This window comes from Shewanella sp. T24-MNA-CIBAN-0130, assembly GCF_040310185.1.
GTDB classification, from domain to species: domain Bacteria; phylum Pseudomonadota; class Gammaproteobacteria; order Enterobacterales; family Shewanellaceae; genus Shewanella; species Shewanella psychromarinicola.
Window position 1 is genome coordinate 38,283 of sequence record NZ_JBEOPP010000013.1, and the last position, 15,701, is coordinate 53,983.

At 44.6% G+C, this 15,701-nt stretch carries 9 protein-coding genes; all 9 read right to left on the minus strand.

Annotation, left to right across the window (positions count from 1 at the left end):
• Positions 1 to 6: 6 nt before the first annotated feature.
• A complete protein-coding gene (locus AAEZ02_RS07675; protein WP_351122527.1) occupies positions 7 to 8,313 on the minus strand; it encodes an LPD38 domain-containing protein in 8,307 nt (2,768 codons plus the stop codon).
• Positions 8,314 to 8,374: 61 nt separating this feature from the next.
• Positions 8,375 to 9,250, minus strand: coding sequence for a hypothetical protein (locus tag AAEZ02_RS07680; protein WP_351122530.1), 876 nt, complete (start codon positions 9,248 to 9,250; stop codon positions 8,375 to 8,377).
• Entirely contained in the window at positions 9,250 to 9,846 is a 597-nt protein-coding gene (locus AAEZ02_RS07685; protein WP_351122533.1) for a hypothetical protein, read from the minus strand. Before AAEZ02_RS07685 ends, AAEZ02_RS07680 begins: the two co-directional genes overlap by 1 nt.
• Before the next feature lie 3 nt (positions 9,847 to 9,849).
• Positions 9,850 to 10,680, minus strand: coding sequence for a hypothetical protein (locus AAEZ02_RS07690; protein WP_351122536.1), 831 nt, complete (start codon positions 10,678 to 10,680; stop codon positions 9,850 to 9,852).
• The gene (locus tag AAEZ02_RS07695) at positions 10,677 to 11,138 is read right to left on the minus strand and encodes a GNAT family N-acetyltransferase (RefSeq protein WP_351122539.1); all 462 of its coding nucleotides are present in this window, start codon (positions 11,136 to 11,138) and stop codon (positions 10,677 to 10,679) included. The genes AAEZ02_RS07690 and AAEZ02_RS07695 overlap by 4 nt, the downstream gene beginning before the upstream one ends.
• 8 nt (positions 11,139 to 11,146) lie before the next feature.
• On the minus strand, positions 11,147 to 12,754 hold the full coding sequence (locus tag AAEZ02_RS07700) for a hypothetical protein (RefSeq protein WP_351122542.1): 1,608 nt from the start codon (positions 12,752 to 12,754) through the stop codon (positions 11,147 to 11,149).
• 128 nt (positions 12,755 to 12,882) lie between these two features.
• Positions 12,883 to 14,289 (minus strand): hypothetical protein, encoded by a 1,407-nt coding sequence (locus AAEZ02_RS07705; RefSeq protein ID WP_351122545.1) that lies wholly within the window; start codon positions 14,287 to 14,289, stop codon positions 12,883 to 12,885.
• Positions 14,286 to 15,230 (minus strand): hypothetical protein, encoded by a 945-nt coding sequence (locus AAEZ02_RS07710; protein ID WP_351122548.1) that lies wholly within the window; start codon positions 15,228 to 15,230, stop codon positions 14,286 to 14,288. The genes AAEZ02_RS07705 and AAEZ02_RS07710 overlap by 4 nt, the downstream gene beginning before the upstream one ends.
• Positions 15,220 to 15,699, minus strand: coding sequence for a hypothetical protein (locus AAEZ02_RS07715; protein ID WP_351122551.1), 480 nt, complete (start codon positions 15,697 to 15,699; stop codon positions 15,220 to 15,222). Before AAEZ02_RS07715 ends, AAEZ02_RS07710 begins: the two co-directional genes overlap by 11 nt.
• Between the last annotated feature and the right edge of the window lie 2 nt (positions 15,700 to 15,701).

The window sequence follows — 15,701 nt, forward strand, 5'->3', positions numbered from 1 at the left end:
ATGAAATTACCACTCTCTCAGCTTAAAGCCAAGATAGGCTTTTTGATAAAGCGCATTTTTCTGGCGGGTTAAGTCATCTAACTTAGTGCGTTTATCTGCACTGCTCATATCACTGTTATTAATGATTTGCTGCTGCTTGCCTAGCTTGGATACTTGACGCTGTACACGGTTAAGTGCAATACGTGCGCCCAACTTATCGCGATTATCTTCTAGCAGCTTCATCATGTATTCAGAATCGCGTTCCTCCATTGCGCGCTTATAACTGCCATATACCTGATTAGCTTCATCAAGTGAGTTATAAAACTGGTCTTGGAAGTAAGTAGAACCTGCAGGCGCATCGCCACCGTAAACCGCTTTGATCATTGGATAGCGGCTTAATGGTGTTTCAGGTGCGACCTTGCCAAGCGCTCGTCTTGCTAAAACATCAGACATTGCCAAGACATAAGCGCCCATGGTGCCGCTATAACCTTTGATTAGATGCTCAATCTTTTTAGGTGATACATTAAACGTTTTGCCAATTTCACGCGCCACATCACTGGTATACGCGCTATATCTATCGCCAGGTAATCGGCGTTCATCGCCCATACCCTCGATAGGTGTGTCTTTGAAGAATGACCGGTTAGTCATAACCTCAACCATAGGTAGTGCAACTTGTGGTATTGGGTTAAGTGATAACGTGCTAAATATTGCATGAGCAACAGAGCGACCAAGATCCCCGCTGGTTTGATTTCCTGATCCGTATCCGAATAATCTTTCGGGCATGGTACCAAACACAATACCAAGCTCGAATGGTTTAGGAATACGCAAGTGATCATCACCTAGCCAAAAATGCCAGTTCGCGTCCTTGTCCCAATCGGGTAACTCTTTATAACGGTCATCGTCATCATTCATTGCAGCAAGCGCAAGTGAGAACGCAGCAACTTTCATACCTTTCATTGCCAGGTTAGCGGATAGGTATTTAAGGACCTTATCACCATCACCTGCTTTTGATGCGCGCACTAGCTTGCTCATACCTTGAAGCCTGGCATTAAAGAACGGTAGAAAATCAATCATGGTAGAGATAAGCGCAAAGTTCCCTTTTAGGGAATAATCCATTAGGTCCTTGGCTTCATATGCTGATTGACGCTTTGATTTACCTTTGGCTAATGCGGCTTCATAAGTTGATAAGCGGTTTGAGTTTTCAATCTTGTCGCTGGCATTGCGGTAAGCCTCAAGCAATGTAGACCCCTTGCTAACAAGTGATTTTATGTAACCATCAATTGCACCGTTACCTAAACCCTTAGCGGCAAGCGCTCGGCGTATTTGCTGCGCTGCTGCTTCGGGGTCTGCTCCGTGAACGTAACCGCCCTGGAATGCTGCGCCGCTGAAAATCAAATCACGGTAAGCTTCATCCTCTTTAAAGGCTTTATTCAACCCTTTAATCGAGTCGGTACCTAACTTAAATCCATCTTTACTGATCATCCAGGACTGAGCAGCATCACGAATAAAGTTTCTAAAGATAAAGTCAGGCGACAACGTAACGCCAGTGGTTAAGAATCGCTTAGCAGATCGACCGATACGATTAAATAGCGCATTACTACCGGCATCGTTAACCGAGATTAAACCGCGCAGCAATGAGGGATCCGATACTGCATAGGTTTCGGCCATACCGTTACGCATCAGTTTTACTCGCTGGATACTGTTTAACTCTTTCTGTGTAAGCTTGCTAAATTCAGGGCTATCAACTGATTCCATGTAACCAGAATCAGCCAGGTTATCGGCAACTTCTAGCATGGCTTTGTTTTTAAGCGCTGCATCGATAAGCGTTGAATGACGGTGAATGATGTTTTCTAACAAATCCTTGGTTGATTGTTTGCCACCTTTCAACTCTTTGATTTTGGCCGACTGACCGGCTAAACCTTTTTTCGAGTAAGGCGATAGCACCATTGATGCAATATCTTGCATTTCGGGATCAACATCTTGTTCGCGGAAAAATGGCACATAGTAATCTTCATCAAAGCCGCCGCGCTGCTCGGGGCTAATCAATCCGGCTTCCTGTGCAACATCAAGGATTGATGAATTAATCTTGTTGTACTCGGTGCGTACTTCTTCAAATAGCGCCTCATTACCGTCAGCCAGTGCTAGCAGTTCGTCAATATCGGTCTGGGTTAAGTTGTTTTCACGGCCCTCGGCCATTAACTGCTTAGCACGATTGGCACCCATCCAGGCAAGCCAGTTGTTTAGCTTGTCGTCTGGCAACATACCAAACACTTCAAGCAAACCTTTTGTATCAGTCTTACGCTGGATCACGCCATCTTTCCAAACTGGCGCGCCGTAATGGAATACACCATGCAACACATCGGCAAGACCAGATGCTAAACGGGCAGATACATAACCCATTTTATTGGGGTCGGTAATACCTGCTTTTTCTTCGGCATTTTTAATTCCGCTTAATCCGTCAAAAATACCCTCGTTTAATCTACTCCAAAAGCTTGAGTCTTTGAGCGTGTTAACCGTGTTGTTGTATTTTTCTTTGACGTACTGGGTTGCGGTTTCTTCTGCCTGGTCGCCTAAGCCTAGTTTCTCTTTGGCTGTGCGGGTATCAGGTTCGGTTGTTTTGCTGAACATGAGGTTGTCATCTAACTCAACAACCTGATCTGCTTTAAACGCGACATACACATCAGACTTAATAGCACCATTGCCTTTGTCGTCAATCACTGCCGCATCATTCAAACCTTTAAAAATAACGCCATCATTGCCGTCTGCTTTCGCTTTCTTTATAGACTTTGTGATTACATCATCTTGATAATCTTCATCAAGTGTCACGGTTAGCGGGTTAGCCATCTTTAGGTTAACTGACTTAATATCGCCAACATCAAACAACTCATAACCTAAGTGCTTGCTTAATACATTAAACACTTTACCCCTGTCATCGATGTGCGCATTAGCATCTTCTTCAAGCTCTGCCATCATTACTTTTTTAGCGTCTGTAATTTCAGCTTTCAGCTCCGCGCCATCAAGGTATTTTAAGTCACCATAATAATCATCGTAACCAAGCTCGTTATAAGCTTTGATAAAATCAGCATCGTTCATGCTGGATAGTTTCTTGCTTATAGCGTCAATATCAATATTGCTTCTTTGTGATTCACTTTTGAATTGATTGGCAAGTGTTTCGTTATCAGTAAAAAAGAACCCCTCTTTTGCTGAATCAGCGCCAGTGAATGAACCTAAAAATCTTTCATCAAAGCCACTAAACTTAGCGCCTGAACCGTGATACAAGGTGATAGGCTCGCCGTTGCTATCGCTGATTAAGTCATCACTATTTTTGCTGTACATTATTTCACTCGGCGCAGTATCTCTTTTACCCAAGACTCTATCAGCTCTGCGTTGTCGTTTCTGCTTATTTTTAAAACCTTGCATAATCGAGTCAATCATATCGAGCATGTCGTTTTTGGTATCTTGCGGCTTGAGAATACCAACTTGCTCAAGTTGACGGCGTAACCAAGTGGTAAAGGCGTTCCACCAATGCTTTAAGCTGCCGCGCTCCGGTGTATCCTCGACAAACTTAGCGAATACTTCTTCTGCTTTAACGCGCTCACTGGCGCCATTGTAGTCTTTATCAATTTTGGCCCACACATCAGCAAAGTCTTTTTTCTTACGGCTGTCGATAATGCGATCAATAAATGCCTGATAACGCTGAGTGCCAATAGTCGATTGCAAGCCGCCATGCGCTAGCACTTCATGAGTTAAGGTTTTGCGCGCTTCATCTAGGCTGGTGAAGTTTTCAGAAACAAGGTAAGCCATATTGCGCTTATTGTCGTAGGCACCGAATATGGTTTGGCCAGCGTAGTAATCTTTTGGCAGATTAAAGTTAAGCTCAAACTCAGCTTGAGTATTGAAAACCTTAACGCCGATACCGCCACCATCGTTTAACTTCTTCATGGTGTTTTCGGCCACTTGCTCAACTGCGTTGCGGCTTAGAGTGCCTTTGCGCTTGGTTGTTGGCGCTTGGCGCTTATTAAAGAACTCAATACCTTTATCTGTCTTGCGGGTTTCTAACGTATCGAATAGCTGCTGATAAGCTGCATTGATTGCTGGTTGCTCATCTGCTGTTGGGTATGGGTAATCTTCAATGTCTGGATCGCTTTGCAGCCATCCATCTTCACCTTGAATGTTAGCCAAATAATCGTTAGCAAACCCTTTGCGTTCCAGCTCGCTGATCACAAAGCTTTCAAATGACCTAGCGCTTAACTCATAGCTTTGCGCCCAGTAAGCCTTTGACCTGCGGCTATCCAATGCCATTGCGCGATCAACCATACCACTGGCATTAATCGCTTCACGCACACCTTTGAAAGCATCGATAACTTCTTTGCGTATGCCTTTATTCATTAATTCATAAGTGCGTTCAGAAACGTAGCCTTTATCTCCACGCTTTTTAGACAAGTAATTGTCCATTGCGTGATACCACTCGTGCGCAAGTGATCCGGCACCATTCTTTTTGGTTAGATTAATAACTACTTTACCAGGCTCATAATGTGCTGCTGCTGGATTAGTGCCACCAGAACCCCTAGCGCCAAAGGCTAACCCTAGCTCGCCGTCCAGCGATAACGCCATAGGTTCAACGCCTAGCAAGTCAGCGAGATCCATTAGGCCATCATAAGCTTGGTTTAAATCTTTTTGACGTTTGCCTTGCTCAACCCAATTGCCAAACTCAACACCTCTAAAACCAAAGGTTTCATTAAATATTTCAGGCGTAACGTTACCGGCAAAGTGTTCAGGACCAACGCGAGCATTGTTAACCGCTCGGCGTTCGTTAGGTGTTGATTTGATTTTGGTGAGTTTATCTTCGATTTCTTGGCGGTTATCTTTTAGATAGGCCCTAGCTTCGGTTGTTGTTTCAAAGTTTTGAATACGTAGGACACCAGAAGAACCTTTCCAACCTAAGAATACTTGTTTTGATAATCGGTCAGAGTAAACGCCGATTTTACTTTGCTTGCCTGTTGAACCAGTTGATTGATCTTGTTTAACGATACGCTCTAAAGCGGCTTCAACATCAGCAAGTTTTTCGCTACCATTCTTGTAGTCAGTACGCCCATTGCGAGTAATGAAGTAAATCTTCTTGAGCGGGTTATAAGTTACCCCGTTAAATATGCCAAAGTTACCAGATTCAATTCTGTAATCAGCAACACTTTTTAAGTTTTCAATATCTGCTTTAGCTATTACTTTTGCGGCTCTAGCTACTGACTCTAACTTGCCTGAGCGAGCGCTCATGCCTTTTAGTATTTCATCTTTTGACAATGAGCCACTTAATAGTGACCGAGCGAACCCTTTAAGCATATTAACGTTATCAGCCCAACGCTTAACCTTGTGAGCCATTCTCGGTTTAGATGGTATCTCGGCGCGCATAGCGGCAATGAGGGCGAGCGTTTCTTTATCTGCACCCGCTTCACTAAGCGCTTTGTAATCTGGCTCTGGCCACGAACGGCTTAGTGGTAACTCAGTGGTATTTTGCTGATCTTTAATCGCTTCATCAAATCCACCCCACACATCTTTTTTAGCCCCGCCCAATTTTTCACCAAAGTCGCTAATGGCTTCTGCTAGTTTTTCGGTAGGTTTCTCAGTAAGATTTTTAACTGCACTTTTACTAGCATCAACCTCAGCACCTAAACCAAAATCTTTCCTTAGTTCGTCATAAGCCATTCGATTAATTCTTGCCGAAGTGTCGCTATTAAGCTTCTGATATGTTTCAAATGATGACTCAGCAAGCGCTTTATCAATAGCAGGCTCATAGGCTTCATCAATTTTAGCTAGTGCATCGTCATAACCTGGGGAACCTTTTTTAAGCCCTTGCGCTTTAGCTTCTGCTTGAAGCCATTTTGTTTTAGATACTCGCAATACACTTGGGATAGCCGTGGTTTCCACTAATGGCTTAGGCGTTGCTTGTACTTGGTCTAGGGTTTCTGTTACACCATCATTAGTATTAACCTGCTGAATGGCATCACTTTCAATTGTTTTGCTCGAGCTAGGAAACTCATTGGCCAATGTGACCAACTCTTTAATTGGTGCATTAAGACGGATAACCTTAATTGGCTGTTTGTTCTCGCGCTTGGCTAACCACTGGTGATGGCCGTCTAATACGTAGTTGTCTGACGATACTAAAATAGAGCGGTCATTATCAGTAAAGCCCATCGCCTTTTTAACTTTTTCTGGTGAGAACTCGGCTTGAGTGGGCTTAAGCGAATCGGCTTGAACTTCTTCTTTAGCATGTTCAATGCCACGCGCATTCATAAAGTTAACCATAGCGCCGCGATGTTCAGCTTTAATCTGTGGCATTTCAGCCCGAGGAATATTTAATGTTTGCGTGTCATCAGCAAAGCGAGTCCATTCGTTATCAATCTTTTCACCTGATAAGTCTTGAGCTGGCTCGGTATTTAATGGCTTGTCGCCTATTAATGCAGCTTGCTCTGCTTCAACTACAGCGCTTTCAGTATCGATATTACTTGCGCCTGTTGTGTTTGCTGGATCCACTGTCTCATTTATGCCCCCTTGATCAGTAGCCGTTGACACATTAGCCCAGCCGTAACCTTTTGGTAGCTTAACTGCTTCAATTTCAATACCATCGCGTTTAGCTTGGCGCGCTTTCTTGCTGCTTAATGCCTCTTTAGCGCTACCGAACGGCGAACCATTACCCTTAACTGTTACACCGCTTTGGTCATCAGCAAAGATAATGTTTTTATCTGTGATCTGTTTTGGCTGCTGGTTAACGTCACGCTCTACGCCTTGAGTAAACTCGGTTGCCGCCTGCATTGGTCTGCCATCGGTACCGAAAATGGTATTCGATTGGGTTAATGGTGTTGGGTCCTGTGCGGACATTGCGTTGCGAGTTTGTTCAGCGGATAGGGTTTCAGAGTCAATGCTAGGTGATGCAAGCAAACCAGTGATAGCGCTACGGCCGTTTGTTTCAGGCGGTAACCATTCACCCGCGACACGGTTATCAGATAAAGCCTGCGCATCTTGTACACCTTGAGCCACTTTTGATAACGGTTGACCTGGAACAGTGGGGAAACTGCGACCACGGCTAGCGTTATCTTGTGCAATAGCCTGATCGCCAAAGCTGCCGGCTTGCATGGTATCGCCCATATTGGCGCGCCTTGCTGCTGCGGGTTGATCTAGGTTAACGCCGTTATTATTAAAGCCATACGCTTGTGCTGCTGCGGCTTCGTCAAAAATCGGTTGTTGTGGTGCGGGTCCTGGTGCAATTGAACCTTTACGGTCAGCTTCTTGCTGTGCCATTGAATCCATCGCACCGGCTAAGCCCGGGTTAGTGTCACGAATAGCGTCAGCATTAGGATTAGTAACAGGCTCTTTTGGCACACGATTAAGTAAGCCACCTGTAAAACCAGCCGCACCACCAAAGCCACCGCCAATAATACCCTCATTGAGCGCGGCAGTTTTGACGTTAGCCATAGCATCGCGATTATCGATTTTAGAAAGCGCATCGTCTACACCATATTGACTAGTACCTGCTTGCAATGCTTCGGTTGAACCCTCAGTAATACCGCCATAAACTGCACTTCTAAACGCGCCCGACTTTGCTAAGCGCGCACCGGTTAACGCTCGGCCTATAATCGGATCACCAATTGCAGATGCACCAAAGTTAGCGAGTAGGACCTTTGGGTCTGCTCGCACTTCACTTGCTACTTGTTCGGCAAGGTCTGCCTTGGCTTTATTCCACTTGGCCATATCATCGAGCTCTGGGTTAGCAGAGTCGATTTCTAAAAACTTGTTTGCGAATACCTTTGAATCACTTAGCACTTGATCCGGCATCTTTAATATTTCTTGGCGCGCCTGGTCCATAGCTTGACCGGTTGCCGCTGCGCCACCCGTTGAACCCATACCAACGGCTTGTGCGACCTTGGCACCTTTAGTGCCCAGTGTTAACGCTTTGGTTGCTAAACCTGCTGCGCCTGCGCCTGGTATTGCAGTAGGGATAAACTGACCGGCTACGTTGGCCATTTGCAGTAACCAGGTATCAAGGTCGGTAATGCCCTCACCTAACCCAACGTCACCATCCTCGTTAGTGACAAACATTTGCTTAGCCATAGCTTCTTGGCCACGCTGCGACATTTGCGTGTTCTGTTCGTTAGCAATCCCATAGAGTGATTTAGCGATACCATCAGCACCCACAAAATCAAATATGCCGCCTAAACCACTAGACGCACCAGATTGAAAACTATCGACTACATCACCAAAGCGACCTTGCTCTTGGTTTGGCTGCGCTTGCGCTGCTGTTGTCGTGCGATATTTACTTGGGTCAAAGTTGGTTAATGACATTTAAAAACCTCAAAAAAAAGCCCGTCACAAGGACGGGCAAAGGGTTGCTGCGGGAAAAGGTTTAGTAAGTTGGTAAGGATGCTGCGCCATAAGCGGATTTGATGCTGCTTTGGTTTAATTGCTGTTGGCGCTTAATTTGTTCAGGCCTTAACATTCCCATTGGCTGGTTAATTTGACCACGGTCATTAAGCAAGTATTCTAACGCTGCATCTTTGCCGGTCATTTTACTGTAGTCATCAGACGATGCTTTAGCAGCATTAGGCTTGCTACTTCTTACCTTGCTTGCTAATGATGCAATATCAGGCATCGGCGTAGTCGGCTCAGGAGTTGGCATTGTGGGCACGGCTTCTGGCGTTTTAGCTGCTGGTTGTTCATCAGGTAAGTAAGCACTAAAGCCATATTTATTAATCTGTTGTTCGCTTAACCCTGAACGCTGCACCAGTGTTGCTGCAGTCGTTGAGTATTCATCACGTAACGCAGACATAGCGGCATTATACCCATCGGGATCCATAACGCTTTTGGTCATTGGGTCCGTGAACATTTCTTTAATTTGCTTCTCTTTATCAGTACGAATTTTATCTAAGCGCTCGATACCAGACGATAATGCATTAGCTGACTCGCGATCATCTTGACGATAGGCTCTGTCAACTGAGGCGTTGTCCATGAGTTCTTGACGGGATTTGGTTTCTTGATAGCGCGATTCGTTAAGCGCCTTAGATTCTTCATAGCGCACATCAGACTTGGCCTCACTCGCTTCGCTCTTAGCTTGCGATGCTTTGTAGCGTGATTCTTCAACCGCCCATCGCTTATCCATACTGGCTTGACGCATTTTATCGCGGTCTTGTTGGTTAAGCATTTGCGAGTAAGCGGCTAAGTTGTTACCTGCTGCGCGGCCTGCCTCTTGCAGTCCACGACCTAAACCTGCGAGTAATGACATTACATACCCCCTTGCGATACACGCGACAATAAGCCTTGAGCCTGGTTCATCGGTTTTTCTGGTTGTGGATTATCTACTTCTGGCTGCTTTGGCTTAATACCAAGCGCATCACCTTGCCGGTTAGCTTCTGCAACAGATTGCGCTAATTGATCTTTATCAAGCTCACCCATGCCCTCTTTAGCCGTTAGATAGCTGCTATAAGCCTTGCTCACAACAGTATCAATAAAATCTTTGGTTAGTTCATCCTCAGACATTGCGCCAGCATTGATCGCTAAATCTGATATTTCAACTAACAGATATGTACCTAGCGTCATAAGGAGATCGTCTGCAAGGTCCATTTGTTTGCTCACAATTAAAATAACTGTCGCAATTGCGGTGCCAATTCCTGTAGCTACATCTTGTGACTCAAGTACAAGCTTGGCAATGTCATCACCTGTTTTGCCGTCACCATGGATCACAACATCAGCAATTTGCATTGCTTCATTAACTTGCTGATCTTCTTCTGGTGTTAAATCATCGCGTTCAGCTTGCTCATTATCCTGCTGACCCATCATTTGTTCATTTTTTTCATCATCTGGCTGGTTAATGTTTTCCATTACCTACCCCACTGTTTGTGTTAGTTCGTCTAGCGTTGATGGTTGTTTAACTTGCGAACCATAAGGGGTGACGCTAGACATTGGGGCTAGTTGGATTTTACCTAGTAGTCCACCCACGTTAATATCTGATTGTTTACCCTCACCATCAACGCCCCAGTAAGTCATGCGTTTTCGAGCATCTTCTTCGGCATTTTCTGCAGCTTTACCTTGCATTGCTCCACCGACTAACGATGTACCCGCTTGAATACCTGCACTGTAGAGTAAACCCTCACCTGCTGTCATTCCTGCGGCTGCGGCTATTGGTGCGGCTCCTGTAGCGGCTACTCCTGCGGCATCGGCTAGGGCTACACCATTACCAGCGCCCCAAACACCACCGCCAATCTCTGCGGCTGTTCCGGCTGTAGTTGCTGCGGTTCCTGCTGCGGTTCCTGCTGCGGTTCCTGCTGCGGTTCCTGCTGCGGTTGTTCCTGCTGCGGTTGTTGCGGCGGTTGTTCCTGCTGCGGTTGTTGCGGCAACAGGCGCGGCTGTAGCTGCGATACCAGCTGCACCAGCCCCCGCCGCTCCTGTCCAACCACCTGCAATAGATGAACCCGCGGCAGCAAAGTTACCTCCTGCAATGGCAGATCCTGCACCAGTAACACCACCCCAAGCACTGGCAATGCCTCCGGCGGCTGTACCTCCACTTCCCAATGCAATGATGGCTGCACCACCAAAATAAATAGCTGCCGCAATAGCAACAACTTTCACGATTGGCTTAATGGCAGTCCAAACTTTTTTAGCCACCTTACCGATCGACTTAAATACTTTTTTAACGCCTTTCACTACACCACTCATAATGAACCCTTAGTAATGTTTCGATGATATAAACCACCGATATTATTTAAACCATGGCACTCATATAGCTTACCCACTCTTGCGTGACTATCAATACCTGAGCTTAACCCTAATGTAATGCTTTTTACTTTTGGATTAGCTTTACACCATCGAATAAAACGCCTTAATAACCATACGCCTTGATCTAAATACTGCTCATCAACACAAAATGTTAAGTCAGTAGCGTACCAATCTTGGCTAAAAAAATGGGCTTCTTGAATGCCTAAAATAAACCCAACTACAATTCCGTTAACTTCAGAAACAAATGCACACATGTTTTTGTCAGCAATGCATCTTCGCACCATATACGCTGCTTTTTTTTCATCAAAATCTACCGGATAAGCAGGCGCTTTTGCTAATGTTTCTTTGCCAATATCCAGCATGGTAATCAGGTCTTTATGTTCGGCATTCCTAATCATCGGTTATTCTACCTTTGCTTTTGAGCTGGCTTATATCCACCGCCACCGCCACCGCCAGCCGTACCAGTGCCATCGGTAACGCTAGGCGCTGTTGTGCCACCATTCGCCCCTACTGCTGCGCCAGGCGTTGTTGTAGGGTAAGGGATTTGTGGTTGATTAGGGTTGCTAATTCCTGTTGCTGGCCCCGTATTTGTGCCGGTACTCGTACCAGGCGCTGGCGCAGGAATAGCACCATAAAGAATGCCTAGCATATTGGTCTGCATTGACAGTGAGTTCATAATTTCCTGCACTGCTGCTGATTGCTGCTCTTTAGTCATGTTCGGGTTCGTCATAGCCATGCCAACCGCTTGCAGTGCAGCATTAGTTGCATCACCAATAGAGTTACCATACTGAACCCTCATATCATGGCTAAGTTCCATTTGACGCAGTGATACTTGAGAGTCAATTTGCGCGTTAAGTTCTTTCCATCGCTGGTCATTCTGTAATTCGTTTAATTCAACTTGGTAAGTATTGAGAATTTCATCACGCTGAGTTTGTATGCTAGCGCTCTTTTCCATTTGAACAAGTTGTAACTCTTGCTGCTTGTCCAATGTACCAAGCTGTTGGCGATACTTGAGATCTTCAAGTTGAGTTTGAAAGTTTCTATCAAGTCCCTTTTCTTGGCTTTGCCATTCCATTTGGTTATTTTGGACCTGATTGTTAATGTCGCCTTGCTTATCAGCCATACCCGCATCGTGTTCACGCTTTAGGTTTTCCTGATCATTAGTAAAGTTTTGATTCCATCCCAGTGTTTGCGCTTGATTATAGGTTTGCGCGTCCTGTTGTGCGATTGGCAGTGCTTTATCAATCATTGAGGATAATGCGACCTCATTACCAATTGAGCTCGACTGCAAGCCACGTTGAGCGCTGTAAGCCTGAGCTTGAGCTTGCGCCTTGCGCATAATATCGCTGTTAGGATCAAGCAAACCGGTGATTTGATTCTGTACTAGTGATGGGTCCTTTGGGTTGTAGGCGTATTGCTGATCACCCTGAACACCGTTATAGCCATTACTTACAAAGTCGTTGCCTTGAAAGTCGATCGATTGTGCTTGTTGCGATGGCACCATGTATTGCTGATTAGTTGGGCCTGTGCCTGGCTGTTGTGGCGGTTGCTGTGGCGGTTGATTGCTGCCATTAGGGGTTTTAGGTGGGGTTGTCGCGCTATTCTCATTCCCACCGGTATACGGCGTTCCTGGTTTAGGCGGCATCTTTGAAATAAGACCACCATCAGAGTTACCTGTTGTCTGTTGGTTAACTACCGGTGTACCAGTGTTAATCGGTTTTGTATTACCACCACCAACAGGCGTTCCAGTTGTAGGCGTTCCATTAAACCCAAAGCCTGGCTGGTCTGGATTGTCAGTATAAGTTACTGGCGTTCCGCTATAAATCGGCTGAGTACCATCCTTGTCATTGGTAACCCGACTTAATAGGCCAAGCTGCGAGTTGTCACTTGTTAAGTTGCTGGCAGTTTTGCTTTGTGTTGAAGTGACAGGGTATACCGATTTGTTCGTTGATTTCGTTGGCGCAGGCAAAACTGTGTCCAGCTTATTCTGCTGTACAGGCTTAATTTGTTGCATGAGAAATAAACCCCTATAGAGTTTTGTTATCAGTTAAGTGATTTAAGGTTTACGTATTGAGGTTTGGAACAAGAAAGGAATACTGCCACTATGGGTAAATAATAAGCTTTTTACAGAATAAATCAATCTTAGATGTTACTACGAATAGTTATCCAGTTTTCTGGACGATAGTCTTTTATTTTTGCAAGGTAAGCTTGGACTATATTATTTTCTGTATATTCAGAATACACCGGCAATAACTCACCAATAGAAACACTCTTGTCCATACCGGTACATGTAACTAGTGAACTATCATTATTATTGTCAACTTTCATGTTTATCATAATTCCACGAAAACTATTTTTAGGCGCAACACTTCCATCACACCCAAACACAAAACTGGCACTTGATTCTTGGCTTGTTCCAACATTATGAAAAAATGTTTGCATGTATGTCGCTGGATTTTTTGGAGGCGTGAACCCAACGGCCAATTGTGGTTTGTCTAATGTCTGCCTAAAAATAAAAGTCCATCCACCTTTTTGTAGTTTATGGTTTAGCTGAAATGAACTGAGGTAACCACCGACAATCACGTTTAGTATATTGTGATTATCACCCGACACAGTAACCAATAGCTGAGCGCCATACTTTCCTTGGCTTGAGCCTGGTGAGACACTATGAGTAGCGTTGCACTGGCTAAATAAGACTATTTCTTTTTGGGTTAGGTCAACTTGTTCAATATAAAAATCGACTTTAAGGTCATTCTCTTTTGGGTTGAACCAAATATTATGCCTAAAATCAATTCCACTTCCATACCCAGTTAACTTATAAGCCCAAAAGTAACCATTAGGTGCAGCATTGTAATCAGACGGATCAATTAACTCAGGTTGTTCAATAACTGGCGCATCAGGAGTTGGAGGCGTGTAATCACTTGCCATATAACGGTAAACCACTTGAAAACGATTATCGACACGCATACCACTACTGACCAGCTCAAGCCCTGTTACTGACGTTACACCATCACCAATATCAATACTTTCAGGGTGTTCAATGGCAAAGCGGTCACGCTGAATGCGCATACAAATCACATTGTCGCGAGTGTAAAACAACATGGCGTCTGAGTCTGGATCTGATGTGTTATTGATAATATCAAAGCCTGACTCAAGACTACTGCCTGTTGTGAGCGTGGCGATAGTTTGCGACCCAAGAACTGGGTCATACCAGAACAGCTTTAACGTATCAGTGCCAGTGCGATAAAACACCATAGCGCGCCCAAGTTGATCAAAGGTCAATCCAATATCTTTAATGGCCTCTGCTTCTTGAAATAGTGCGCTAGGCGTATCCCACTGACCATTGACTGAACCAGTTAACATCACATCGCCAGCCACTTGATACACTGACCAATATCGCGTATTAAGCTTGCTCTGACTGCTACTAATCAATAATGGCCCTAATGAAACATCACTGATTAGTGCAGGGGGCTGAGGCCGCTCAAGGTTATTAGCTGGGTAACTACCAATATCCGTTAATGCTGACCAAGTGGGTGAATTGGGGATCATGTTAGATCTCGCTCAAACTTTCTAACGAAGTAAAGCTCCATTATTTCAGTGATAATCTTGCTTAAGCCTGGTTCGAAGTGCCATTTAAATCCGGCCCCGTTTGTTGCGCCGGCCGGAAGGGTAATTGCTCTAATATCAGAATAGTTCCATGTTCCTATTGGAACTAAAGCTTTCATCTCAACACCACCCCAGCTAGGTAGTGTTAAATATGTAAATGTAGTGTTAACAGCGTTGGAAGTAGAAGATCCGCCACTAATATTAACCCCTGCCTCTCCAAATATAACACCCGACCCATACCGCATGCGAAACCATCCTGCCGAGGCATATGCTGCGCTGCAAAACTCGCTGAACTTGGTGTTATATCCATCCCCGAACCTACCAGTAACAACCGTATTTTGACCACTTCTAAATTCGACATTACTAACAACATCTGTGTTGAATGGCACTGTTATTTTTGTTGTATGAGTAATAACCAATAAATCGTCAGTGCCAACTGAAATGGTAGTTGGATTGCCGTTAACATCTTTTATTAATGATCTAGCTATAATCTCTTGATTTAGGTCAGATGACGACCCCATGTTGGTTAAGCCAACCTCAGATATATTGCCAACAACAGCACCTAAAGGGAACTCGAAAACATTAATTAGCTCATAAATGATATTATTACCATCAAGATATCCTGCCTTATCATTTTTCGATGACGGCTGATGCTTTATGTTGGTAGCGTTACCCATTACTGTGTCGGTTACTAAAACCACTGCTGTGCCCGTACCGACCAGGCAACCCATATTTTGATACCTAACCGTACCAGCAGTATTCATCATGGTTAGCCAGGTATCTAAAAGCATATTTCCTTGTTCGCAATGTCGCTCGTTGCCGTCACTGCCAAAGACTTGCACCTTAAAGTGACCGCTACCTTTTGCGCTTGAACTATGAAGCATAAATGCCACCTTTTGTAATCATTGGTAAATTTGATGTTGATTTGTTATCGGAAGATTGAATAGGAACAACGACCTCAGAGATAAGCCCTTTTGATATTTTTGGTGAAGATGAAGATGCTAAATCAATTATGCCAACTGGCAATACGTAGCTTCTTATCAAACCTTTACTCATAGTTGGAATTGCAGATACAGACGACTCAGTAATAGCTTGTTCGACTACGTAGCTTCTTATCAATCCTCTATTTAATGACGGAAAAAATGACGCAGACTTCTCAGTAATAACCGCATTCTTGACGATTTCTTTTATCAATCCATTTGTCATTGCTGGGAAAGACAGCGGAGAAAAGCTCGTTTCAACAACATTGTTATCATACAGCCCACTCACCAACGCTTTACTTAACCAGTAGACTGCCTCTCGCCTTGTCCCGCTGCAGATAATTCCGAGTAATATTTCTGACTGCTTGGCCATAA